Source organism: Dehalogenimonas sp. 4OHTPN, from assembly GCF_040448695.1.
Classification (GTDB): Bacteria; Chloroflexota; Dehalococcoidia; order Dehalococcoidales; family Dehalococcoidaceae; genus Dehalogenimonas.
In genome coordinates this window covers 185529-206992 of record NZ_CP159307.1, presented here as the reverse complement: position 1 = coordinate 206992, position 21464 = coordinate 185529, and the positions used below count along the sequence as shown (strand labels likewise).

The window sequence follows — 21464 nt, the reverse complement described above, 5'->3', positions numbered from 1 at the left end:
AGTATATCAAAATAAGAAGTGTTTAACAGTTGTAATAATATAGCTGCTGACAACTGGCTTATCTTTGCCCGATTTACAGCTGATTCAATCGTTAGAGCCGCCGCAAGGAATCTAATAAAACGGCAAGTTATCTAACACTTAACGTGAGTTCTATCGAAATTTCGCTGGAGTTATCGAAAAAAAGCGCCGCGATGATTTTCAGGAAGAACCTTGAAGACCTTGGTGCGGCCGTCCCGACAAGGGTTTATCTAACGCTGGGAGAAACGGAGGGCTGCCCGGGCCCGGGCGCGATCCGCTTCCGCTGCCCGGTCGCGGGGCGGGGCTTTGGTCGTCAGGGAACCCAGCAGCCGCGCCGTGGTTTCGGCGACCTCGCCGACCGCCTGATCGAAGGCGGCCTGGTTGGCGGCTGAAGGTTCAGTGAAGCCGGAGACTTTCCTGATATATTGCAGGGCAGCCGCCCGGATTTCGGCGTCGCCGGACGGCGGCTCATAATTGAAAAGCGGCCTGATGCTGCGGCACATTTAGCCTCCTTGACGGCGCCGGTCAGCGGAAAAACCGCCGGAACGCCTAGTCGCGCCTGCCGCCGGTCAGGATCAGGACGTAATACAATAGCTGGCCGACCGCCGCCAGCAGCGCCGCCACATAAGTCAGGGCGGCCGCCGATAACACGGCGCTGGCGCCGCTGGACTCGGTGACAGATGCCAGCCCGGTATTGCGCAGCATCGCCTTGGCGCGGGCGGAAGCGTCGAACTCCACCGGCAGAGTGATCATGGTGAAAACCACCGCGGCGCCGAACAGGGCGACGCCGATCCAGGCTATATCGAGCCCGAAGCCGGTGCCCATGGCGTAAAGAATAATGCCGACAAACACCAGGATGCCCCCGAGGTTGGAACCGAGGCCGGCCGCCGGGGCCAGGGCGTTTCTAACCTGGAGCGGGGCGTAGGCCGTGGCGTGCTGAACGGCATGACCGACCTCATGGGCGACGATGCCCAGGGCGGCCACCGAGGCTTTGTTGGCAACATCGGGCGAGAGCCGCAGGACGCGGACCCGGGGATCATAATGGTCGGACAACTTGCCTTTTGACAGCTCAACCTGCACGTTCTGCAGATTGTTTTGATCCAGGAGCCATCGCGCGGCGTTGAGACCGGTCATGTTACGGTCATTGGGAATTTTGGAATACTTGCCGAAGGCTGAGGACACCCGCCACTGGGCGTAAAGCATGAACAGCAGCGGGGGTATGAAAAGGATTAACCAGAGTTCCATTCCAAACCTCCATTACATAACGAGGAACGACCAAAGTATACCAGATTACGGCCGCCGCCTCAACGGGGATCAGACCCGGGAGTTTAAGAACTAGCGTAAATCCGATGGGATTATCGAAAAAATGACGGCGTCGTGGATGCCGTCGGAAAGCGACAACTGGTTCCTCAGGATGCCCTCGCGCACCGCTCCGGTCTTTTCCGCCACCCGCTGGCTGCCTCGGTTTTCCACGGCCGCCAGAATCTCGATGCGGTTGAATTTCAGAGTATCGAGCCCGAACCTGACCAGGAGCCTGGCGGCGCGAGTAGCGATGCCCTGTTTGCAGCGGCTGCTGCGTATCCAGTAGCCCAGGTTGGCCACTTTGTTGAGCCTGTCCAGGTGATTCAGCCCGGCACCGCCGATGTAAGACCCATCGCGGTTATCGATGATAGCAAATTCATAAGCTGTTTCATCGCGCCAGCATTCGGCGCTCATTTTCAACCAGTTCTGGCTGTCGCCGACGCTGTATCCGGGGTGGGCCCACGGCATCCACCGGCTGAGCTCGGGCATTGATTCGATGACCGCGGTGTAGACCGCCGCGGCCTGGATCCGCCGATTCGGCCAAAGGCTGATCAGGTCGTCTTTAAGTTCGAAATCTTCCATGGTCACCCCCGCGCCCGCAGCCGCTCGCCGGAATCAATTATGATCGTCACCGGGCCGTCGTTGACCAGCTCTACGTGCATGTGCGCCTGGAATTTGCCTGTTTCGACCTTGACCCCGGTCTTTCTGGCCTCGGCTACGAACTCGTTGAACATGAATTCGGCCACATCCGGCGGGGCGGCGTCGGTGAAGCTGGGGCGGCGGCCTTTCCTGGTATCGGCGATGAGGGTGAACTGGCTGACCAGCAGCAACTCGCCTTTAACGTCGAGAAGCGAAAGGTTGAACTTTGAATCGGCGTCGGCGAAGATTCTCAGATTGACCATTTTGTTCACCAGGTAGTCGGCGTCGGCCTTTTGGTCGCCCGCCGCCACCCCGATGAAAGCCAGCAAGCCGCCGGAAATTTCTCCGGCGACCTCGCCGCCGACGATGACTCTGGCCCGGGAAACCCGCTGGATGAGCGCTTTCACGCCCGCTATTCTAAGCTATCGGGCGGGGATTCTACCAGTAATACATTTGAAGTATGTCACTTTCGAGTTTGTTTCGGATTTAGATATCCGGATTTCGGATTCGGAGCTGCTGCGGCGAATGCGGGCGCTGCCGGGTAATGAAACACAACATAAAAAATTGACCCCTAGACGGAAGGCCTCCGGCGGGGGTACAATGATGCCGTGAAGCTCATTCTGAGGTTTTATCCGCCGTGCGAGTAGTCAGCCCCCGGGAAGTTGGGTGCTGAAGCACTGTCGCGCCTGGCGCGGCGGTGCTTTTTAGTTATCTAGACCAGCAGTTCGTATCGAGAACCAGCAAGAGGAGGGTCAGAAATGTATTCCAGCCTCATCGGTAAGATCGAGAAAGCCAACCGCTACGCCCAGGAAAGAGACCGCATCACCTTTACCGACATGAGTGTCAAATTCCGCGGCGAAAACGAAACTCATATAACCGAACTCAAAAACGGCCAGTGGCACTGTAATTGTGACTTCTTCACCACCTGGGGCCGCTGTTCCCATACCATGGCGCTGGAAAAAGTCCTGGGCCCGATGCTTTCTGAGGAGTCCCGGGTGACCAACTTCCCGGCGTAAATTGTACCTATCGGGCACTTGGAACGGTCAGGCCTTTGCTTCTCCGGCCTGCCAGAGTTCCAGCGTTTCACCGACGGCGAAAAGAGAGCCGGTGACGCATACCAGACCGCCGGCGCCGGCCATTTTAACGCCCAGCACCAGGGCCTCGGCGGTGGTTGAGGTATAGTTGACCTTTTTGCCCAACGCCTCAAAAGCCCGGCCCAGTATCCGAGGCTCCATGGCCCGCGGGTGGCGGGTTCGGGTGACGATTACCTCGTCGAACAACGGCGTCAGCACCTCCGCCATGCCGCCGACGTTTTTATCGGCGGATGCCCCGATGACCAGTACCGCCGGGTGCGCCAGGAGATCCCGGCCGCCGAAATAGGCATCAAGCGAGGCGGCGAGTTCCGCCGCCGCAGCCGGATTGTGGCCGCCGTCGGCGATGATGATCGGATCTTTGTCCAGCACCTGGAACCTGCCTGGCCATTGGGCTTTACCCAGGCCGCGCTCGATGATCATTTTATCGAGACCTGGCACCCCCCGCTCGGCCAGCGTCTCCAGCGCCGCTACCGCCGCCGCGCAGTTGATCCGCTGGAATGTCCCCAGAAGGGGCAGGGAAATGTCGTAGCGGTTGAGCCGGCCGTTAACAGAAAACACCTGCCGCCCGCCGCGGTATTGCGATGGCGCCGTTTTATTTGGATCGACCGCCAGCAGGGCAGCACCCTTTTGCCGGCATATTTCCTCGATAACCTGCATTGCCTCCGGAGCCTGGAGTGCCGAGACAACCGGAACGCCGGTCTTGATGATGCCCGCCTTCTCGGAAGCGATTTGCCCCAGCGTATCGCCCAGCACCTCGGTGTGCTCTAGGGCGATGGTGGTGATGACGCACAGGTCAGGCTCGACGACGTTGGTGGCGTCCAGCCGGCCGCCCAGGCCGACCTCGATGACCTGCCATTCTACGTTGTTCGCGGCAAAAAAATCGAAGGCCAGCGCCGTCATGATCTCGAAGGTGGTCAGCGCGCCGTAGCGGCTTTCGGCTTTGATGGCCTCGACGATTGGCTTCAGCCGTTCGATCCCGGCGATGAGTTCGTCCTCGCCGATGAACCTGCCGTTGATCTTAAAACGTTCGTAAGTCTCGATGAGGTGGGGAGAGGTATACAGCCCTGTCCGGTAGCCGGCTTCCCTGAGCGCAGAAAATATCATGGCCGCCGTGGAACCCTTGCCTTTGCTGCCGGCGATATGGACTGTTTTGGCTTTAAGGTGGGGGTCTCCCAGCCGCTCCAGCAGCAGCCGCACCCGGCGCAGGTCATAGCGGGAGTCGTCGCGCGGCCGCTGGACGGCTTCATAATCGACGAAACCGTAAAGCCAGAGCAGAGCGGCGTGGTATTCGGGTCGCATGATTCAATAATACCAGTAATCCGGAGGCGGGGAGAAACCTATTTTCTTCGGATTACCGGTATCAGATTTTCGGGGAGTTAGCCCTTGCTGAAGGATGAGCCGCCGGTGACATTGACGTCGCCGATGGCCGGGTTGCCGAAATATCTTAGCGAGGAGGCTCCGGAGAGCTGGACGTCCAGCCTGCCGGAGGCGTTCACCGTGCCGGATGAAGCGCCGGAGAAATTGACTTTGACTTCGGCGCCGCTGAAATCCCGCAGCGTGATATGGGAGGCGCCGGAGGCGGTCACGTCCAGGTTCCTGCCGAGGCCGGACAAATCGGCGTTGGAGGCGCCGCTCACATTGAGGCGGGCGTCGCCGCATTCCAGGCTGCCTTTAACCCGTGAGGCGCCGGAAGCCTCAATATTCACGTTGCCGCTCTTCACATTCTCCACGGTGATGCTGCTGGCCCCGGAAACCTTGAGGTCCAGGTCGTGGTTGAAATTAAAACCGCTGACTGAAGCCTCGGAGGCGCCGGAGACCTCCAGTGCCTTCAGATCGGGCATGGTGATGCCGGCATCCAGGTTGGCCACCGTATAGCTGCCGCTTTTAAGGCGGACCAGCAGGGTATCGCCGTTCACTTCAAGATCGAGATAATCGAAAATATTCTCGTTGGTGGTCACCGTCACGGAGAAAGCGCTGCCGCGGCTGATCTCCGCATCAAAGGTGGAAGACACTTCCACGCGGCTGAAACCCGATAAATCAAAGGTTCTCGTCTCCACCGGGCCCCGGCCGATGATGCTGCCGAACGGGAAGCAGCCGGCGGCGGTCACCGCCAGAGACGCGGTCACCAGAAGGGTCAATATCTTTTTCATTTTCTTAGCCTCCGATCCCAGTATAAAACGGATTTGAGCCCGGCGCATCGGAATCAAGGGGAGTTTTTTGACTCGACTTTCGGTCAGGCTGCTCGCGGTTATACATTGAGTTGAAACCCGGCAGGTTATTTTCGGCTGAAGGAGGAGGCGCCGGTGATTTTGATGTCGCCCATCGACGGCGTGCCGAGCCAGCGCAGGCTGGAAGCCCCGGTAACTTGGGCATCGAGCTTTCCGGCGAGGTTGATGGCGGCGGTGGAGGCGCCGCCAAGTTTGACTTTAGCACCGCCGACGCTCATCTTTTCCAGGTTGGCATTGGAAGCCCCGGAGAGTTCGACAGCCGCCGAATCGGCTTTACCTGTAAGTTCGACGTGTGAAGCTGCCCCGGCCTCAATCTCAAGCTGGCCACAGGTAACATCGCCGGATAACTTGGAGGCGCCGGCCAGCTCAACTTTGAAAAGGCTCCCGCCGGCAAAACCGGTAATTTCGCCGCGGCTGGCGGCGGCGAGTTCAACGGCTTGAAGCGCCGGCATGGTGATCAGGACTTTGGGCGTTGGCGATCCCTTGAACAGGAGTCCCAGGTGTCCCCAGCGGGCTTCCAATTTGGCGGTCAACCGGCCCGCGGCGACGGTCAATTTAATATCGTTCAGAACCTCTTCGTCCGCCTCGGCGGCAACCGAATAAGTGTCGGCGCGTTTAATTTCAACTTTTAAGGCGTTGCGCGCCTCGACCTCGGTAAATCCGGAGAAATCGTATTCTTTTCGGGCCATATGCCACCTCTCGCTACTTCTGTGGAAATTATAGCACTGGCTGCCAAGCGGCGGTGAACTGGCCGGGCTTCTGCTTTACGTCAGCCCGGCCGCCTTGTTATTATCTCGCCGTCGACAGGGGGAATTATGCTGCAAACGGTTAACGCCTCAACTCTGATTGCGCTGCTCGAGACACTGCCGCTGGACCTGACTTTCATGGACGCCGCTGGCCGCATCGTGTGGTTTTCGGCTCACCGCATCTTCAACCGGCCGCCGGACATCATCGGCAGGGACGTCAGGGAATGCCATCAGCCGTCAAGCTGGGCGGCCATAGATAAAATGGTAACGGACTTCAAGTCCGGCCGCCGAGACTCGGAGGAGCACCTGGTGGAAAAGAGTGACGGGCGCCGGATCCGTATACGCTACCTGGCGGTGCGCAGCCCGTCCGGGGAATACCTCGGCCTGGTGGAAATGGCGGAACTGGTTACGGGCTGAAGGCCGGGCACAACTCGGAAAGGCAGCAGTCCCGGCACCGCGGCTTTTTCCGGCAGCTCTCCTTGCCGTGCCGGACGATCAAGGCGTGGTATTCGTTAAATGAGGCCGCCTCATGCGGCAGGTTAGCCATGAACAACCGCTGCCAGGAGTCGTAAGTGTCCCTGTCAGGCTTGATGCCCAGGCGAGGATACAGGCGCCGGGTATAGGCGTCGATAACGAAGATCGGCCGCCCCAGGGCGTAAAGCAGGATGGAGTCCGCCGTCTCCGGCCCGATGCCGTGAACCCCGAGTAATTCTTCTCTCAAACCTTGGGAATCCCGCCTGTCCAGCCTCGACAGGTCGTCGCCGTAGTTCCCCAGCCACTCGACGAGGGCTTTCAGCTTCCTGGCTTTGGCGTTATAGTAGCCGGACGGGTAGATCAATACGGCCAGGTCGGCGGCGGGGATGTCTCTGAGCGCCGCGGCTGATAGTTTGCCGGCCGCTTTCAGGTTGCCAATAGCTTTCTCGACGTTGCCCCAGGCGGCGGATTGGGTAAGCACCGCCCCGGTCATGACCTCGAAAGGTGTTTCCCCCGGCCACCACCGCTGAGGCCCGTAGCGCTCGAGCAGCAAGCGGTAAACCGCTTTCAGCTTTTCCGCTGGTGACGCGTCGCCCATTCCGGGGCAAATACTCCTTCCAGCGGAGAGTCATAGCCGGGAATGAAGGGCTTGATGTCCAGCACCGGCGTGCCGTCAATGGCATCCAGCCCGTGGACAACCAGAGTGGAGCCGCGCCGTTCGAGCAGCCTGACCGTCGCCCGTCCCAGCGAGTTGGGCCGGTAAGGGCTGCGGGAAGCGAAGACGCCTACCGGCGGCAGGTCTTTGCGGCCCCTTGGATAGACCTTGAGCGCTTTCTTTGATGGGTCCACCGCCCGATGCATCCACCAGGTGATCATGATGTGGGAGAAATCGGTCAGGCTGTCCAGACCTTCTTCCAGGGCGGGTTCGATCTCGATCTCCGACACTACCTCCCGCCAGTCGAAACCATTGGCCGGATTGTCGATAACCGGGCTTTTCACCCGGCCGATAGTCCGTAGTTCCATTTTAAGTTCTTCCAAGCGTTTCTTCCTCTCCATTTGAGGTGGAATCAGGGAATCTCTTTCCTCTCGTTTACGGTTCCAAGCGGCTCCTTCTCGCGCTTTTTGCTGAGAGCCAGCCGGAACCCGTAGATCACCAGCCCGACGCCCGGTAGCCCAGCAAATACCACAGCCAGATATTTCACAAGGCCGTTGTCTGCGGCGGTCAATGCGCCAAAGGTCCATGCCAGCAGCAGGCAACCGATGACGAAAGCGGCGGCGGTTTCTGTCTCCCCGCCTTTTTCCCTCTTTGTCACTCCGCCTGCCGCCTGCTGCGTAAATACGTCCTAAGCCCGATGAATGACAGGATAACTCCGGGGATCCCCAGCGTCATCGTCATGATCAAACCCGCCATGAATCCTTCGATGTTGCCAGCCAGGAACCTCACCAGATGCGCCAGGAAAAGGATGCCCCAGACAGCCAGCACCAACACCGGATGGACCTCCCGAGCGGCGTAACTCACCAGCAGGGCACCGGCGAGGAATACGATTAACGTCAGGGCGCCCATTATGGAGTTGAGTGGGTCTGTGAAATAGATGCCGTAGTTCAGCACCGGCCAAACGAGTGCGAGGATAACTACCCCGCCCGCCGCGGCTAAGAATATCTTATGAAGCTTTTTCATTGGACCTTCGACCTTCTTCAATGAGGAGCCGAACCGCCACCATCAGCAGCCCCGCGCTCGGTAAACCAAATAGGATGATGGTCAGAAATTCTGAAAAGACACCTTCGAGAGAACCTGATACCAATAAAAACACCGTCCATATCAGGCCCAAGAAGCCCCAGCCGAAGAACAGAAGCGAAGGGCGGATTTGATAAAGCGAGTAGCTGATCAGAGCAAGTCCAACGACCAGGAGCCAGGTACCCGGTGCGCCGCCTGTATAAGGGCCGAATCTCCCTGTCAGCCAGGCATATACAACCGAGGTCACGATAAAGCCAATAATTCCGGCCAGGATGACTCTATGGACTTTTCTCACGTTGTTTCAACCTTTTCACGCAACCTGCTGGTGTAGGGGCGCAATATATTGCGCCCGCGTTCCCCCGTCCCGCCCGCCGCGGCCAGCAATATTCTGTAGACCTTCTTCATTTCTTCGCCACCGGTGTTTGCACACTCCCCACCGCCGCCCCCAGCACCCCGCCGCCGATAGTTCCTGCAACCGTATACCCTAACCAATGCTGAGGCGATAGTCCATAGTAGAGCGGAGTGGTGATTAACAATCCGAATCCGAATCCAATTCCACCGGAAAGTATTAAAAGACCTACACTTCTTCCACGTCCGGAACTTAGCCATATTCCAGTACCTGCCCCAACGCCGCTTGTAAATCCAAAGAGCAGGTTTAACATGTAAGACTCGGGTGGGTTTCCACTGAAACGATCCCCGATTACTAAGGCGAATGGAAGCATTAGAAGATATCTGGCCGCAAGGAAACCAAAGATGCAGAATAACACCATTTTTAATGCCCGTGGCGGATTTACACGTAAGGCCATTGCCAAAGCCAATCCACCTACTCCGGCCTGCGCCGCAAACCCAAATAGTGTTAAAAGAACATAAAAGCTGGTGCCGGGCAAAGGAGTTTGTATGCTTATCCCGTACAAATATCCTCCCAGCCCGAAGCCCGCCGCTCCGAATAACGCAAACTTGAGGATGTTATTTTGCCGTTCCATCGCTTGTCTGGAAATTATAGCACCCGCCGCAATACTACCGGGTTATCGAATGCTGATAGCTGACAGCTGATGGCTTTTTACGCTATACTTGGCCACTGGCCGTATTATGGTAAACAAGTGGAAGTAACCGCTCTTTTAGAGGCTACCGCCCGATACCTGCCGTGGGAGAAGGTCGAGCAAATAAGATCGGCCTATGACTTCGCGGCCAAAGCCCACGAGGGCCAGACCCGGAAAAGCGGCGAACCGTTCATCGAGCACCCCCTGTCTGTCGCCCTTATCCTGGCTGAGCTCCAGCTCGATGCCACCGCAGTTAAAGCCGCCCTGCTCCACGATGTCCCGGAGGACTCGGCCATCCCGCTCACGAAGATCGAGGAGCTTTTCGGCAAGGACGTCGGCAAGCTGGTGGACGGCGTTACCAAACTGGCCAAGCTGTCGCTGGCCGCCCCCGGCGAGACCAGATTCTCCGGCAACACCACCTACGAGCGCCAGGCGGAGAACCTCCGGAAGATGCTGGTAGCCATGGCCGAGGATCTCAGGGTCGTCTTTATCAAGCTGGCCGACCGGCTGCACAACATGCGCACCCTGGACGCCATGCCGCCGGAGAAGCAGAAGGACACCGCCCGGGAAACGCTGGAAATCTATGCCCCGCTGGCTCATCGCCTGGGCATCTGGGAGATCAAGTGGCAGCTGGAGGACCTGGCCTTCCGCTTCCTGGAGCCGCAGCATTATAAGAGCCTGGCGCGGCTGCTGGCCTCCAAGCGCGCCCAGCGTGAAGAGTTTATCGGCAAGGTCATTGACGTGCTGCGGTCGGAATTCGATAAAGTCGGCATCAAGGCGGAGATCACCGGCCGGGCCAAACATATCTACTCCCTGCACCAGAAGGCCGAAAAATACGCCCTTCAGGGTCGTCACTTCGATGAGATTTATGACCTGCTGGCTATCCGTGTGCTGGTTGTCTCGGTAAACGAATGCTATACCGCCCTGGGCGCCGTTCACAACCTGTGGCACCCCATCCCCGGCTCTTTCGACGATTATATCGCCAACCCCAAGCCTAACGGCTACCAGTCGCTGCACACCGCCGTGCTGTCCATGTCCGCCACGCCGCTGGAGATCCAGATCCGGACCTATGAAATGCACCGGCTGGCGGAGTACGGCGTAGCCGCCCACTGGCGCTATAAGGAGGGCGACAAAGCCGCCCCCAAATCGGAAGACCGCATCTCCTGGCTGCGCCAGTTGGCTGACTGGCACCGCGACCTGGCCGGCGCCGAGGAGTTTTTAGAGTCGGTCAAGACCGACATTTTCAATGACCAGGTTTTCGTCTTTACTCCCGGCGGCGAAATCAAAGACCTGCCCAAGGGGGCGACGCCGCTGGATTTCGCCTACCGCGTCCATACCGAACTGGGCCACCGCTGCGTCGGCGCCAAGGTTAACGGCAAACTGGTCGGCCTGGACTACCGGCTCCGTAACGGCGAAGTGGTGGAGATCGTCACCACCAAGAAGGACAAGGGGCCGTCGCGTGACTGGCTCAATCCCAACCTGGGCTATGTCAAAACCAGCCACGCCATCACCAAAATCCGCCAGTGGTTCAAGAAACAGGAGCGCACCGAAAATATTGAAAAAGGCCGGGAACTGCTGGAGAAAGAGTTCCGCCACCTGGGACTAAAGATCCCCGATTTCAAAACCCTGGCTCACCAGAACAACTGCGAGAACATCGATGAATTTTTAGCCGCTGTCGGCTACGGCGGGTTGTCGGCGCACTCCATCGCCCTGTCGCAGGTAGCCGCCGCCGAGGCGCCGCACCCGGTCGAAGCCGCCGCGCCGGCGGCGCCGGCCAGGGCTGATAGTTCCGGCGTGTCGGTCATGGGCATCGGCGACGTGCTGACCAAGATCGCTGGCTGCTGTCGGCCGCTGCCCGGCGAGGACATCATCGGCTATGTCACCCGCTCACAGGGGGTGACCATCCACCGCGCCGACTGCCATAACGTGCTGAAAGAGGAAGAACCGGAGCGGCTGATCCGGGTGGAGTGGGGCCGCCAGGACCAGTTCTATCCCACCAGGCTGCAGGTGCTGGCCTGGGACAGGGTCGGCCTGGTGCGGGACATCTCAACCCTCATCGCTGATGAGAAAGTCAACATTTCCAACATGACGGTGGCCGAAAGCCCGGACCGGGTGACCTCCATCACCCTGGACATTGAAACCAAAGGCCTGACCCAGCTGGCGCGGCTCATCTCCAAGATGGAAGGCGTCAAGGGCGTCACCTCCATCAACCGCCTGGGCGAGGACTCCAAATCCCGGCAGTCGGCATGAGCGGCAGCAAAAAGCCCGCTTTAAAAAGCGGGCTTTCCCGTGATCGGTAATCCAGGCCGGTTCAGGCGGCCACCACCTCTTTGACTTCCGGAACCTCGCGCTTCAGAATGCGCTCGATGCCGTTTTTAAGGGTCATCTGGGACATCGGGCAGCCGGCGCAGGCGCCGGTGAGTTTGACCTTGACGATGCCTTCTTTTTCTTTAACCTCGACCAGTTGAACGTCGCCGCCGTCAGCCTGCAGAGACGGGCGGATCTTGTCCAGGACTGTCTTGACCTTTTCCAGCATGCGGGAAACTCCCTTCAATTGGCACGCCTCGGGGCGCCGCCGTACCTTCAAAATTATCACGAAAGCACAGCGGTGTCAATTTGGGACGATGCCCGGCTGGCTTCCAGGGTGCGGAACCGCTGGTGTTCCGCCCTGATATCCGGCCAGGCGGCCTTGAAGGCGGCGAAGACCGCCGGATCGAACTGGACGCCGACGCTCTGTTCAATAATCTTGAACGTCTCGTCGGCGGTGAAATCGTCTTTGCGGTAGGCGCGTTTGGAAGTCAGTGAGTCGAAAACGTCGGCGATGGCGGCGATGCGCCCGGGCAGCGGGATTTCCTCGCCTTTGAAGCCGAAGGGATAGCCGCTGCCGTTCCATTTTTCATGGTGGCTGATGGCGATGGCCGCCCCCAGCTTCACGATTTCGGCCTCGGCGCCGTCGAGGATGCGCGCCCCGATGACGGTGTGCTGCTTCATTACCGACCACTCCTCGTCGGTCAGTTTGCCTGGTTTGAGCAGGATGCTGTCGGGGATGCCGATCTTGCCGATATCGTGCATGGTGGCGGCATACAGCAGTGACTCAACGTAGTCGTCGGCCAACCCCATTCTCTCGGCCACCAGGGCGGTATAGCGGCTCATCCGCTGGATGTGGCTGCCGGTGTCTTCGTCCTTGTACTCGGCGGCCCGGGCCAGCCGCACCAGGGTATCGACGGCCGCGGATTTCATCTTGGCCACCGTCTGGATCAGGTCCCGGGTTCGCTCGCTCACCCGCTGCTCCAGCGTCGTCTTGTATTCGCGGTGCTGCATCACCAGCTGCCGCCAATCCAGGATGCGCCGGGTTTTCAAGAGCGTCTCCTCCAGATTCGCCGGTTTGACCAGGTAGTCGGCGGCGCCCAGGTCCAGGCAGCGGACGGCCGCCTCCCGGTCCCGCCCGTCGAGCATCGTCACCACCGCCGTGTCCGGGCTGACCGCGGTGATCTCCTGGAGGACCTGGAGCCCGGACCGGCCGGGCATGGCCGCCTCGAGCAGCACCAGAGCCACATCCCGGTGGTAGATGAGTTCGATCGTTTCGGCGCTGCTGGACGCGGTCAGGCACCGGAGTCCCGCCATGATCAGTTTAGCCGAAATTTGCTGGCGCGCCGCCTCTTCGTGAGACGCCACGATGATGATATCCTTCTTAACCGGTTGCGCCATCTTCTTCTCCAGGTTGCGGTACAAAATCTACTCCCGCGCCAGCCGCTCCGCAAGAGCCAGATAGTACTCTTTTAGAAGAACATTAGTACTCCCACAGCGCCTCGAGCAGCCGTCTATTACTAATTTCTGCCTCCGGGGGCACTTTTGGGGGATGTACGCCGCCGATCCCCCGGGACGATAATGAAAGACGAAATCTACCGGGAGGTGAAACGATGTTTGAAGGGATTTATGCCTGCCCCCGCTGTAAGCATCCTCTCGGCGGTGATTGGCGAGGTGAGGCGGGGGAGCGCCTCGGCAATAATGCCTCTCCCCTCCCAGCCCTTCGAGCCTGCGCCGCCTGCGGCCTGTATCTCTGCCCTCCGCCCGACGAAAGCCGATTCAGAGCCTACGGCCGGCCGCCAGCCGCGGGGCATCGCCGCCGGGGCCAATACCTGAAATACTTGCCCCTGCGATAAACAAAAACCCGGGTGGCGTTGACCATCCGGGTTTTTTATTTTCGTTGAAGCGGGCGCGCTATTCGATTGATCATCTTCGGCTGCTGCGGAGGCGGACCACGGCGTAGCGCGGCCTGGGCGCCAGCAGCGGCCATATTTCATAGAATACCCGGTCCCAGGCATTGAAAATGCGTCGCATGATTCACCTCCTTTTTGGATTTTGAATAATATAACGGCGCACCTTGCCTTTTGTTAGCCGGCTCGAACGGTTCCTTCGTAAAAGTTGGTAAGATGAGTGATTGATGATACAATTATCGGAAATATGATTCGTAACCTTGACGACGGTAAAAGGACTCTGTGATGTCATCGTTTTACGCTGCGGTCATTGACCGGGCGCTCCGTGGCCTGCGGCACGCCCTGCCGGAGCTTGCCGAGATACGGCCGGGGCAGGGGGTGCTGGATGTCTGCTGCGGCACGGGCGACCAGGCGGTGCACCTGGCACGGCTGGGCGCCGAGGTGGACGGCGTTGACCTGGATCCGGCGATGATCGCCGTCGCCGAAGCCCGTCGGCGGCGCTTCGGCCGGGATAACCTCCGCTTTCAACTGGCCGATGCCGCGGCTTTACCTTTCGGCGCCTCCTTGTTCGATGTCGCCGCCATCTCGCTGGCGCTGCATGAAAAACCATTCGACACGCGCCTGAAAGTCGTCTCCGAAATGAGGCGGGTGGTCAAGCCCGGCGGCATCATCGTCCTGGCTGATTTCGGCGTACCGGCGCGCCGGTTTTTCAGCTTCATTGAGAGCCTGGTGGGCGGCGAGCATTACGCCAACTTCAAGGACTACCAGGCCGGCGGCGGGCTGCTGAAACTGGTTCATGGATTAAATTTGACCGTCGAGAACCGCGCCGCCGCCCTGGGCGGCGGCATTGATCTGCTCAAAATCAGGAACTGAAGGGAAAGAGATGGAAGATAGAGTTAAGATAGACACGGACCTGTGCACCGGCTGCGGCGTCTGCGTGGCCATGTGCCCCCGCCAGATACTGGATATCGACGCGGAGACCGGCGTCTGCCGGGTCACTGACCAGAGTAAGTGCGATCTTTTGGGCGGCTGCGAGTTCCAGTGCCCCACCGGCGCCATCACGGTACGCCAGCCCGCCGCCCGCTAGGGTTTTACCGCTATTCCCGGAGCCACAGGGTGCGGCCGTCGGTCAGAAAGGTGACGGTGCCGTCTTCGTCGGTACGCAGTACGCCGCCCTCGATGCACTGCGCCTCGAGTGCCGCCAGGACTTCGCCGGCGGGGTGTCCGTAGCTGTTGCGGCCAACCTGAATGACCGCCGCTTCCGGGCGGGTGACCGCCAGGAACGCCGCGCTGGTCGAACCGCCTGAGCCGTGGTGCGCCGCTTTGAGCACCGTGATATCGGGCAGCAGGCGGCGGCAGATCAGCTCGAGTTCCGTCGCCGAGGGTATATCGGCGGCCAGCAGGAATGAAATATCGCCGTATTTCAGGCTGAGCGCCAATGAAGCCTCGTTGGAGTCCGCAGCGGCTTGGTCAAAGGGGTTCAACACCGCTATTTCCAGGCCGCCCGCCAGCCGGATGCGGTCGCCGGCCGCCGCTGTGGTCGTCGGGACGTTCTTCCGCTCCACCAGGCTCTGCCATTCCCGGGAAAGGTCGGTGTCCCCGCCAAAACTGGTTTGGACTATTTTCCCTACCTTGTAACGTCCCAGGACTTCGAGCAGCCCGGTCAGGTGGTCGGCGTCGGCGTGGGTCGATATTACCAGCTCGATCGTCCGGTTCCAGAACGGCATTCTTTTGCCCAGCTCCTGGACTAGCCGCTGCGGCGAGGGGCCGCCGTCTACCAGAATGTCCTGCCCGGCTGGGGTGCGGATGTAGATGGCGTCGCCCTGGCCGACATCCAGGAAACTGACTTCCAGGCGGTCTTCTCCGTTATGCCAGGGCAGCGTCGAGCCGAGCGCGCCGATGATAATCAACGCGGGCACGCCGAAGCGCGCCAGCCGGCCGAAGCTGACTGGAGACCCCGGCTCCGGCTCATCCTGCCGCCGCAGCCACCGCGCCAGCGCCAGTGCGGCGGCGCCTAAAGCCAGATACCAGCCGGCTATGACCGCCCCGCTTATAGGCCCGGTCTCCAGCGCCGGGACGCGGGCGAACAGTTCCACCACTCCCACTAAATAGCTCAGCGCCAGCCACACCGCCGCGGCGAAGGGCACGGCGGCGGCCGGGTGAATCACGGCGGCGCCCCCGGCCAGCAGGGAGGAGAAGATGATCAGCGGCAGCGCCGGGGCGGCGGCCAGGGTAGCCGCCCCGCCGGCCAGGGCCACCAGGCCGAAATAATAGGCGGACAGCGGCAGGACGCCCGCCATGGCGGCGGCGGAAACCGCCAGGCCCTGCGCGGTAACATGGACGATGCCGTAAAGGTTCGATTTCCGGCCGGGGAATCGGTCAGCCAGGCGCCGGGCCAGCGCCGAGAACGGCGGCAGCAGGAAAATCAGGCCGGCCATGGCCCCGAAGCTCATCTGGAATGACGCCGACCACAGCAGCTGCGGGTTGGCGGCAGTCATCAGCGCCGCCGCCAGGCAGAGTGCCGGCGCCGCCGATTTCTGGCGCCCCAGAAGCTCGGCCAGGAGGAAGATCGAGGCCATGACGGCGGCGCGCACCACCGGCGGCGCCAGGCCGGTGAGGACGGCAAAGGCCCACACCGCCGCCATTGACAGCCAAACATACCAGTAGCCCCGCCGGCCGAGAATGCCCCGGGTAGCCAGAAGCACCACCCCGGCGATGATGGCCAGGTTCTGGCCCGAAACGGCCAGCAGATGGGCCGTGCCCGACACCGAGAAAGCCCGTTCGATATCTTCACCGATACCTGAGCGGATGCCCAGGGCCAGGCCTTGCGCCAGCGAAGCGTGGGGTTCCGGTATAGTGGCGGCGATGCCCGCTGCCAGTTTGTGCCGCCAGTCATAGATCAGCGAAAGCGCCGGGTGGCCGTGTCCAGGCTCGACAGAGACAACTTCGGGGTACAGGACGGTGGCAAATACCTCGTCGCGGGCCAGGTAAGCGCGCCAGTCGAAGGCGTCGAAGACCGGCGGTTCCAGCAGCCTGCCGGTCACCGAAACGCGGTCGCCGTAATGATATTCCGGGAACGGCGGGAGGTAGACCATCACCGCGCCGGCAAGCAGGATTCGGCCACCGTCCGTCCCGATGGCGATGCCGTCCAGCCGCAGCGCCTGGGATTTTTCTTTCTCTTCGGGATCGCGGCTGACGGTGCCTTCGATGGTATATGCCTTGCCGTCGATATAGCGGCTGACGTGGTTCCCGTCCACCTCGAGGCTGACCGCCTGGTAGCAGAAGGCGCCGCCGGTTAACAGGATGACCGCAAGGCAGGCCAGCGCCGCCCGGCCTCGCCGCCGCTGCGCTCCCGCCAGAACCAGTGGCAGAGCGGCGGCCAGAAACCACGCCGGCGAGGGTTCGATCCGGGATCCCAGCCAGATGCCGATAACCCACGCCAGCGACAGGATGATTAGAACCACACCTTACTCCGACACCGTGATCAGGTCTTTCAGCGAATCGAAGGTCGCCTGGCCGAAACCCGGCACCTTGACCAGTTCCATAATGTTGACGAACAGGCCGTGCTCGGCCCGGTAAGCGACGATGGCGGCGGCTTTTGAATCGCCGACACCCGGCAGGGCGGTGAGCAGCCATGGCTCGGCGGTGTTGAGATTTACCTTCTGGGGCGCCGCCGACGAACCGCTGACGACGAGGGTGATCACCGCGCCGCCGCTCGCGCCGCCCGCCGCCTGGAGCAGGTCTTCGATGGTGTCGCCTGCTTTCAGGGGATAGACGCCGGGCAGGGCGACGGAACCCTCGATGGCGACGTTGGCGAATAATGGCGGTTGGGCGGTGGGAGTATAAATTTCGACCATTTCCGGATCGGCGCAGGCTGACAGCCCGGCAACGGCCAGGGATGCCGCGATCAATCCGAAGCGCCGCAATGGTGTGTTCATAGCTCGCCCCCGCAGGTATAAAATCGGCTTAGGCTATACCCGGGGCGGCGGCGGCGTCAAGTTCGCTGCCCGGTCAGTTCAGGCGGATGGTGGTTGTCTTCAGTCCGCCGCCGGCGGCCGCCATCGCCAGGTTGAGCTGCTCCAGGAAGGTCTCCCGGTCGCGGGGCGAGATGACGGCGTCCAGCCCGCCGCCGCGGCGGATAATCTCGACGACGCCCCGGCTGGAAGTGGCCAGCCGCAAGCCCCAGTAGACCCAGGCTTCGGTGCCTTTGCCGGGGCGCGCCTCTTTGATCGTCGAAAAGGGCATGTCCATCTTGATAGGGCCGCCCAATCTGATGCGCAGGCGGTCGCTCATGACCTGGTATTTGCGGGGAACGATGAAATAGAACAGCGCTGCTTCAAAAACGGCGGTAACCGCCATGATGCCCAGGATTTCCGGGATAAAAAACCCGAGCAGCAGGTCACCTATTATCAGGAAGGCGACGACCGCAGCCACCAGCCCGGCGGCCGAAGGCGGCGTGTCCTCGTACAGGAGTTCAGGCGTCCCGTTCATGTCTCAGACGTTGAACAGGAAGTGGGCGATGTCGCCGTCTTTGACGGTGTAGGTCTTGCCCTCCAGCCGCAGCACTCCGGCTTTCTTGGCCTCCGCCATCGTCCCGGTGCGGATAAGGTCGTCGTAGTGGACGACCTCGGCGCGGATGAAGCCGCGCTCGATATCGGAGTGGATCTTGCCCGCCGCGGTCTGGGCGTTCATGCCGGCGGTGATGCTCCAGGCCCTGACCTCATCGGGGCCGACGGTGAAGAATGAGATCAGGTCGAGCAGGGCGTAGGAGGCGCGGATGGTGCGCGCCAGGCCGGTCTCCTTGAGTCCGTAATCGGCCCGGAACTCGGCGGCGGAGGCCTCGTCCATACCGGCCAGCTCGGCTTCCAGCTTGCCGCACAGGGCGATCAGCTTGCGTTTCCGGCCGGCGAACCGTTTCGAGAATTCGTCCTCGATCCTTGCGGCGCTCGGCAGGTCTTCCTCGCCGATGTTGACCACGGTGAGGAGCGGCTTGGCTGACAGGAACTGGTAGCCGGAGAGGCTTTTCTCCTCCTCGGCGGACAGCTCCACGTCGCGGAGCGGTATATCTTTCTCCAGCTCGGCCTTGAGGCGGAGCAGCAGTTCCTGTTCGGCTAAAATCTTGGGGCGGTCGGTCGCTTTGGCGGCTTTCATTGACTGCTCGATTTTACCCAGCCGCCGCTCGATGATGGCCAGGTCGGAAAAAGTCAGCTCCAGGTTCATCGCCTCGATGTCCCGTTCGGCGTCAACGGTCTCCTGAGGGTGGGGCACCGCGTCGTCTTTGAAGGCGCGGACGACGCTGACCAGTTCGTCCATCGCCGAAAGCTCGCGCAGCGCCTCGCCGGAAATATTCTTGACCGAGGCCCCCAGGTCGAGGTATTTCACCTCGGCGTAGGTCGTCTTCTGCGGTTTGAACATTTCGGACAGCCGGTCGATGCGCTCGTCAGGCACTTTGGCGATGCCGATGTGGACCGCCTCAGGCTTTGGCGCCGCGGCTTTGAGGCCGCCGGCGGCGGCCTCAAAAACGGTGGTGCGGCCGCTCATGGGCAGGCCGATAATGCCAATGCATAAAGCCATGAAACTTCCTTTACTGAAATTCTCACCGGGGACAGCGCCGCCATTTAAGCACACCGGGTGCGGCGGTTCAACCGGCTGGGCTCAGGGTTCCGTGTCCGGCGGTAGATTGTCCCTGGCTGGCGGAATGGGTTTAATCCCACCTTCGGCGGAGCGCCGTCCGGCATCCGACCGGAACGACAGCCGGGCGTATTTATCAAGCTGGTTGTCGTCAAAAAAAAGCTTGGTGTGCGGGAATGGGATCTCGATGCCGGCTTCGTCGAAAGCCTTCTTCAGGCGGCGGCGCAGCTCGCCGGTGACCGGCCACTGCTTCATCGGGTGGACGTCGCCCAGCACTTTGATTTCAATGGCGGAGTCGGCAAAATTATCGACCCGGAGGACCTGCGGCGCTGAAATGATCATCGGGGAAAATTCGGGGTCGGCTGCCAGTTCCCGTCCCACCCGGTTGATGACCGCCGCGGCCTGGTCGAGATCGGTCGAATAGGCTACCGGCACGTTTAAATTCACCCGCGCCCATTCGTGGGTGTAGTTGGATACGGTGGTGATCTGGCCGTTGGGGATAATATGGACGATGCCGTCCAGGTCCCGCAGGACGGTGCGTCTCAAATTCAGGTCTTCCACGTTGCCCGACACCCCGGCTACCTTGACCACATCGCCGGTGTTGAATTGGCCTTCGAGCAGGATGAACAGACCGTTCAGTGTATCCTTGATGATGCTCTGAGCGCCGAAGCCGATAGCGATGCCCAGGACGCCGGCTGAAGCCAAAAGCGGAGCGATATCGATACCCAGCTCGGCCAGAAGCATAAACACCGTCAGGCCGAACATGAAGACACCGACGGAGCCGGTGAGGACGCTGGCGAGGGTCTTGGCCCGTTTGATACGGTCTTCGCGGGTTCCGGCGTGATGGTGTTCCCGGAATTCGACATAGCGCACCAGACCGCGGTCGAGGGCCATTTTGATCAGGCGGTAGAACAGGAAGCTCAAGCTGATGATCAGCAGGATTCGCAGCCCGTGAGCCCCAATCCAACTGGTAACAGATTCGAAAAAGTTGCCCCAGTCCATAATTTTCCCAGTATAAACCAGACTACAGAAAATAGGAAATCATCCGCCGTGGCGGCGGACAGGACATTTCAACCCGTGAAGAGAGAACCAACAGTGCCGGCTACTCTTCCGTTTCCAGCTCGAAGGCCTTGTGGAGCGCCTTGACCGCCTCTTTGACCTTGCCTTCTTCGATGATAACAGTGATGCGGATCTCGGAAGTGGAGATGAGGTCGATGTTGATGCCGGCGTCATAAAGTGCCCGGAACATCTTGGCGGCGTAGCCCGGCGTGTTCTGGATGCCGGTGCCGACGATGGAGATCTTGCCGATGTTGGCGTCGGCGGCGATGCTGGTCGCCCCCAGCTTTTCGGCGATCGGCTTGACCACGTCCATGGCTTTTTTCAGGTCGGATTCGGCCAGGGTGAAGGTAATGTCGGTGATGCGGGCCACCGAGGCGTTCTGGACGATGGTGTCCACCGACACGCCAGCCTTGGCCAGCGGTTCGAACAGCGAAGCGGCGATGCCTGGCTTGTCAGGGATGCCCACCAGGGTGATCTTGGCCACGTCAAGGTCGTGAGCGATGCCGCTCACTTTATTGCGGATTTCCATTTTTCCTCCGTGAATCAGCGTGCCGGGATTGTCGTTAAAGCTGGAAGCGACCAGAATCGGTATGTTATAAAGCTGGCCCAGTTCGACGGCGCGGGGATGCATGATCTTGGCGCCGTAGGTCGCCAGCTCCAGCATCTCCTCGTAGGAGATCTCCTTCAAGCGCCGCGCTTCGGGCACCACCCGCGGGTCGGCGGTATAGACGCCGTCGACGTCGGTGAAGCGCTCGCAGATCTGGGCCCCCAGGATAGCGGCCAGGGCTACCGCCGAGGTGTCGGAACCGCCGCGGCCCAATGTGGTCACCTCCATGCTGTCGGTGATGCCCTGGAAGCCGGCCACAATGACGATGCGCCCCTTGTGCAGCTCGCGGTGGATGCGTTCCGGCTCGATGCCCGTGATGCGCGCACGTGAGTGGGAGGCGTCGGTCTTGATGCCGGCCTGGGCGCCGGACAGGGAGATGGCCTCGTGGCCCATCTGCTTCAAAGCCATGGCCAGCAGCGTCGAGGATACGATCTCGCCGGTGGACATGAGGACGTCCAGTTCCCGCGGGTCGGGGTGCTCGGAAAGCTCCCGCGCCAGCTCGATCAGGTCGTCGGTGGCGTCGCCCATTGCCGAAACGACCACCACCACCTGGTTGCTCTTTTCTTTAGTGGCGATAATCCGCCGGGCCACGGCGCGGATGCGCTCGGCGTTGGCCACCGACGTGCCGCCGTATTTCTGAACGATGATTGCCATGCTGCCTCGCTGATGCCCTC

27 protein-coding genes are annotated in these 21464 nt (G+C 60.8%); 6 read left to right on the top strand and 21 right to left on the bottom strand.

Annotation, left to right across the window (positions count from 1 at the left end):
• Positions 1–248 precede the first annotated feature (248 nt).
• The 4 genes from ABV300_RS01045 to dtd all read right to left on the bottom strand — a co-directional run bounded on the left by ABV300_RS01045 (position 249) and on the right by dtd (position 2366).
• On the bottom strand, positions 249–521 hold the full coding sequence (locus ABV300_RS01045) for a DUF2277 domain-containing protein (protein WP_353714723.1): 273 nt from the start codon (positions 519–521) through the stop codon (positions 249–251).
• Between the two features lie 46 nt (positions 522–567).
• A complete protein-coding gene (locus ABV300_RS01040; protein WP_353714722.1) occupies positions 568–1263 on the bottom strand; it encodes a zinc metallopeptidase in 696 nt (231 codons plus the stop codon).
• Between the two features lie 90 nt (positions 1264–1353).
• A complete protein-coding gene (locus ABV300_RS01035) occupies positions 1354–1902 on the bottom strand; it encodes a GNAT family protein (protein WP_353714721.1) in 549 nt (182 codons plus the stop codon).
• Between the two features lie 2 nt (positions 1903–1904).
• Positions 1905–2366 (bottom strand): D-aminoacyl-tRNA deacylase, encoded by a 462-nt coding sequence (dtd, locus tag ABV300_RS01030; protein WP_353714720.1) that lies wholly within the window; start codon positions 2364–2366, stop codon positions 1905–1907.
• A 351-nt stretch (positions 2367–2717) separates the two neighbouring features.
• Here dtd and ABV300_RS01025 point away from each other — a divergent pair, with 351 nt between their 5' ends.
• Positions 2718–2975: a hypothetical protein gene (locus ABV300_RS01025; RefSeq protein WP_353714719.1), complete on the top strand. Its 258-nt coding sequence runs from the start codon at positions 2718–2720 to the stop codon at positions 2973–2975.
• Positions 2976–3002: 27 nt separating this feature from the next.
• Here ABV300_RS01025 and ABV300_RS01020 read toward each other — a convergent pair whose 3' ends face one another.
• From ABV300_RS01020 to ABV300_RS01010, 3 genes are all read right to left on the bottom strand, one after another.
• Positions 3003–4352, bottom strand: coding sequence for a folylpolyglutamate synthase/dihydrofolate synthase family protein (locus ABV300_RS01020; RefSeq protein WP_353714718.1), 1350 nt, complete (start codon positions 4350–4352; stop codon positions 3003–3005).
• 77 nt (positions 4353–4429) lie between these two features.
• Complete coding sequence (locus ABV300_RS01015; RefSeq protein WP_353714717.1) at positions 4430–5203, bottom strand: head GIN domain-containing protein; 774 nt, start codon at positions 5201–5203, stop codon at positions 4430–4432.
• A 125-nt stretch (positions 5204–5328) separates the two neighbouring features.
• Complete coding sequence (locus ABV300_RS01010) at positions 5329–5970, bottom strand: head GIN domain-containing protein (protein WP_353714716.1); 642 nt, start codon at positions 5968–5970, stop codon at positions 5329–5331.
• 126 nt (positions 5971–6096) lie between these two features.
• On the opposite strand from ABV300_RS01010, the gene ABV300_RS01005 reads away from it, so the two are divergent.
• Positions 6097–6444 (top strand): PAS domain-containing protein, encoded by a 348-nt coding sequence (locus ABV300_RS01005; protein ID WP_353714715.1) that lies wholly within the window; start codon positions 6097–6099, stop codon positions 6442–6444.
• On the opposite strand, the gene ABV300_RS01000 is transcribed toward ABV300_RS01005, so the two are convergent.
• The 6 genes from ABV300_RS01000 to ABV300_RS00975 form a co-directional block, all read right to left on the bottom strand.
• Positions 6434–7099: an endonuclease III domain-containing protein gene (locus ABV300_RS01000; RefSeq protein WP_353714714.1), complete on the bottom strand. Its 666-nt coding sequence runs from the start codon at positions 7097–7099 to the stop codon at positions 6434–6436. The genes ABV300_RS01005 and ABV300_RS01000 overlap by 11 nt on opposite strands.
• Entirely contained in the window at positions 7069–7539 is a 471-nt protein-coding gene (gene tsaA / locus ABV300_RS00995; RefSeq protein WP_353714713.1) for a tRNA (N6-threonylcarbamoyladenosine(37)-N6)-methyltransferase TrmO, read from the bottom strand. Before tsaA ends, ABV300_RS01000 begins: the two co-directional genes overlap by 31 nt.
• Before the next feature lie 29 nt (positions 7540–7568).
• Positions 7569–7814 carry a hypothetical protein gene (locus ABV300_RS00990; protein WP_353714712.1) on the bottom strand — a complete coding sequence of 82 codons (246 nt, stop codon included), beginning with the start codon at positions 7812–7814 and terminating at the stop codon, positions 7569–7571.
• Positions 7811–8179, bottom strand: a complete 369-nt coding sequence (locus ABV300_RS00985) for a hypothetical protein (RefSeq protein WP_353714711.1) — start codon at positions 8177–8179, stop codon at positions 7811–7813. The genes ABV300_RS00990 and ABV300_RS00985 overlap by 4 nt, the downstream gene beginning before the upstream one ends.
• Entirely contained in the window at positions 8163–8531 is a 369-nt protein-coding gene (locus ABV300_RS00980) for a hypothetical protein (protein ID WP_353714710.1), read from the bottom strand. The genes ABV300_RS00985 and ABV300_RS00980 overlap by 17 nt, the downstream gene beginning before the upstream one ends.
• A gap of 106 nt (positions 8532–8637) precedes the next feature.
• Positions 8638–9219: a hypothetical protein gene (locus ABV300_RS00975; protein ID WP_353714709.1), complete on the bottom strand. Its 582-nt coding sequence runs from the start codon at positions 9217–9219 to the stop codon at positions 8638–8640.
• Between the two features lie 69 nt (positions 9220–9288).
• Between ABV300_RS00975 and ABV300_RS00970 the strand changes: the two genes are divergently transcribed.
• A complete protein-coding gene (locus ABV300_RS00970) occupies positions 9289–11526 on the top strand; it encodes a bifunctional (p)ppGpp synthetase/guanosine-3',5'-bis(diphosphate) 3'-pyrophosphohydrolase (protein ID WP_353714708.1) in 2238 nt (745 codons plus the stop codon).
• 61 nt (positions 11527–11587) lie between these two features.
• On the opposite strand, the gene ABV300_RS00965 is transcribed toward ABV300_RS00970, so the two are convergent.
• Positions 11588–11812 (bottom strand): NifU family protein, encoded by a 225-nt coding sequence (locus tag ABV300_RS00965; RefSeq protein WP_058438423.1) that lies wholly within the window; start codon positions 11810–11812, stop codon positions 11588–11590.
• Positions 11813–11868: 56 nt separating this feature from the next.
• The gene (locus tag ABV300_RS00960) at positions 11869–12984 is read right to left on the bottom strand and encodes an HD domain-containing phosphohydrolase (protein WP_353714707.1); all 1116 of its coding nucleotides are present in this window, start codon (positions 12982–12984) and stop codon (positions 11869–11871) included.
• 180 nt (positions 12985–13164) lie between these two features.
• Between ABV300_RS00960 and ABV300_RS00955 the strand changes: the two genes are divergently transcribed.
• The 3 genes from ABV300_RS00955 to ABV300_RS00945 all read left to right on the top strand — a co-directional run bounded on the left by ABV300_RS00955 (position 13165) and on the right by ABV300_RS00945 (position 14580).
• A complete protein-coding gene (locus ABV300_RS00955; RefSeq protein WP_353714706.1) occupies positions 13165–13419 on the top strand; it encodes a hypothetical protein in 255 nt (84 codons plus the stop codon).
• A gap of 359 nt (positions 13420–13778) precedes the next feature.
• A complete protein-coding gene (locus ABV300_RS00950; RefSeq protein ID WP_353714705.1) occupies positions 13779–14366 on the top strand; it encodes a methyltransferase domain-containing protein in 588 nt (195 codons plus the stop codon).
• 10 nt (positions 14367–14376) lie between these two features.
• Positions 14377–14580 (top strand): 4Fe-4S binding protein, encoded by a 204-nt coding sequence (locus ABV300_RS00945; RefSeq protein ID WP_058438429.1) that lies wholly within the window; start codon positions 14377–14379, stop codon positions 14578–14580.
• A 10-nt stretch (positions 14581–14590) separates the two neighbouring features.
• Here the strand turns inward: ABV300_RS00945 and ABV300_RS00940 are convergent, their stop codons facing one another.
• From ABV300_RS00940 to ABV300_RS00915, 6 genes are all read right to left on the bottom strand, one after another.
• Positions 14591–16957: a DNA internalization-related competence protein ComEC/Rec2 gene (locus tag ABV300_RS00940; protein WP_353714704.1), complete on the bottom strand. Its 2367-nt coding sequence runs from the start codon at positions 16955–16957 to the stop codon at positions 14591–14593.
• A gap of 3 nt (positions 16958–16960) precedes the next feature.
• Positions 16961–17431: a helix-hairpin-helix domain-containing protein gene (locus ABV300_RS00935; RefSeq protein ID WP_353714703.1), complete on the bottom strand. Its 471-nt coding sequence runs from the start codon at positions 17429–17431 to the stop codon at positions 16961–16963.
• 73 nt (positions 17432–17504) lie between these two features.
• Entirely contained in the window at positions 17505–17984 is a 480-nt protein-coding gene (locus ABV300_RS00930; protein WP_353714702.1) for a PH domain-containing protein, read from the bottom strand.
• Positions 17985–17987: 3 nt separating this feature from the next.
• The gene (locus ABV300_RS00925; RefSeq protein ID WP_353714701.1) at positions 17988–19067 is read right to left on the bottom strand and encodes a DUF933 domain-containing protein; all 1080 of its coding nucleotides are present in this window, start codon (positions 19065–19067) and stop codon (positions 17988–17990) included.
• Between the two features lie 81 nt (positions 19068–19148).
• Positions 19149–20126 (bottom strand): mechanosensitive ion channel family protein, encoded by a 978-nt coding sequence (locus ABV300_RS00920; RefSeq protein WP_353714700.1) that lies wholly within the window; start codon positions 20124–20126, stop codon positions 19149–19151.
• Between the two features lie 100 nt (positions 20127–20226).
• Positions 20227–21444: an aspartate kinase gene (locus ABV300_RS00915; RefSeq protein WP_353714699.1), complete on the bottom strand. Its 1218-nt coding sequence runs from the start codon at positions 21442–21444 to the stop codon at positions 20227–20229.
• Positions 21445–21464 lie beyond the last annotated feature (20 nt).

Bases quoted from the DNA above. Each gene is read 5' to 3' on its own strand.
- ABV300_RS00915 (WP_353714699.1), bottom strand. From the start codon at position 21,444: ATGGCAATCATCGTTCAGAAATACGGCGGCACGTCGGTGGCCAACGCC.
- ABV300_RS00930 (WP_353714702.1), bottom strand. From the start codon at position 17,984: ATGAACGGGACGCCTGAACTCCTGTACGAGGACACGCCGCCTTCGGCC.
- ABV300_RS00975 (WP_353714709.1), bottom strand. From the start codon at position 9,219: ATGGAACGGCAAAATAACATCCTCAAGTTTGCGTTATTCGGAGCGGCG.
- ABV300_RS00920 (WP_353714700.1), bottom strand. From the start codon at position 20,126: ATGGACTGGGGCAACTTTTTCGAATCTGTTACCAGTTGGATTGGGGCT.
- ABV300_RS01010 (WP_353714716.1), bottom strand. From the start codon at position 5,970: ATGGCCCGAAAAGAATACGATTTCTCCGGATTTACCGAGGTCGAGGCG.
- ABV300_RS01040 (WP_353714722.1), bottom strand. From the start codon at position 1,263: ATGGAACTCTGGTTAATCCTTTTCATACCCCCGCTGCTGTTCATGCTT.
- ABV300_RS01015 (WP_353714717.1), bottom strand. From the start codon at position 5,203: ATGAAAAAGATATTGACCCTTCTGGTGACCGCGTCTCTGGCGGTGACC.
- ABV300_RS00945 (WP_058438429.1), top strand. From the start codon at position 14,377: ATGGAAGATAGAGTTAAGATAGACACGGACCTGTGCACCGGCTGCGGC.
- ABV300_RS00950 (WP_353714705.1), top strand. From the start codon at position 13,779: ATGTCATCGTTTTACGCTGCGGTCATTGACCGGGCGCTCCGTGGCCTG.
- ABV300_RS00970 (WP_353714708.1), top strand. From the start codon at position 9,289: ATGGCTTTTTACGCTATACTTGGCCACTGGCCGTATTATGGTAAACAA.
- ABV300_RS01020 (WP_353714718.1), bottom strand. From the start codon at position 4,352: ATGCGACCCGAATACCACGCCGCTCTGCTCTGGCTTTACGGTTTCGTC.
- ABV300_RS00985 (WP_353714711.1), bottom strand. From the start codon at position 8,179: ATGAAAAAGCTTCATAAGATATTCTTAGCCGCGGCGGGCGGGGTAGTT.
- ABV300_RS01000 (WP_353714714.1), bottom strand. From the start codon at position 7,099: ATGGGCGACGCGTCACCAGCGGAAAAGCTGAAAGCGGTTTACCGCTTG.
- ABV300_RS00965 (WP_058438423.1), bottom strand. From the start codon at position 11,812: ATGCTGGAAAAGGTCAAGACAGTCCTGGACAAGATCCGCCCGTCTCTG.
- ABV300_RS00925 (WP_353714701.1), bottom strand. From the start codon at position 19,067: ATGGCTTTATGCATTGGCATTATCGGCCTGCCCATGAGCGGCCGCACC.
- ABV300_RS00935 (WP_353714703.1), bottom strand. From the start codon at position 17,431: ATGAACACACCATTGCGGCGCTTCGGATTGATCGCGGCATCCCTGGCC.
- ABV300_RS01045 (WP_353714723.1), bottom strand. From the start codon at position 521: ATGTGCCGCAGCATCAGGCCGCTTTTCAATTATGAGCCGCCGTCCGGC.
- ABV300_RS00955 (WP_353714706.1), top strand. From the start codon at position 13,165: ATGAAAGACGAAATCTACCGGGAGGTGAAACGATGTTTGAAGGGATTT.
- ABV300_RS01005 (WP_353714715.1), top strand. From the start codon at position 6,097: ATGCTGCAAACGGTTAACGCCTCAACTCTGATTGCGCTGCTCGAGACA.
- ABV300_RS01025 (WP_353714719.1), top strand. From the start codon at position 2,718: ATGTATTCCAGCCTCATCGGTAAGATCGAGAAAGCCAACCGCTACGCC.
- ABV300_RS00960 (WP_353714707.1), bottom strand. From the start codon at position 12,984: ATGGCGCAACCGGTTAAGAAGGATATCATCATCGTGGCGTCTCACGAA.
- ABV300_RS01035 (WP_353714721.1), bottom strand. From the start codon at position 1,902: ATGGAAGATTTCGAACTTAAAGACGACCTGATCAGCCTTTGGCCGAAT.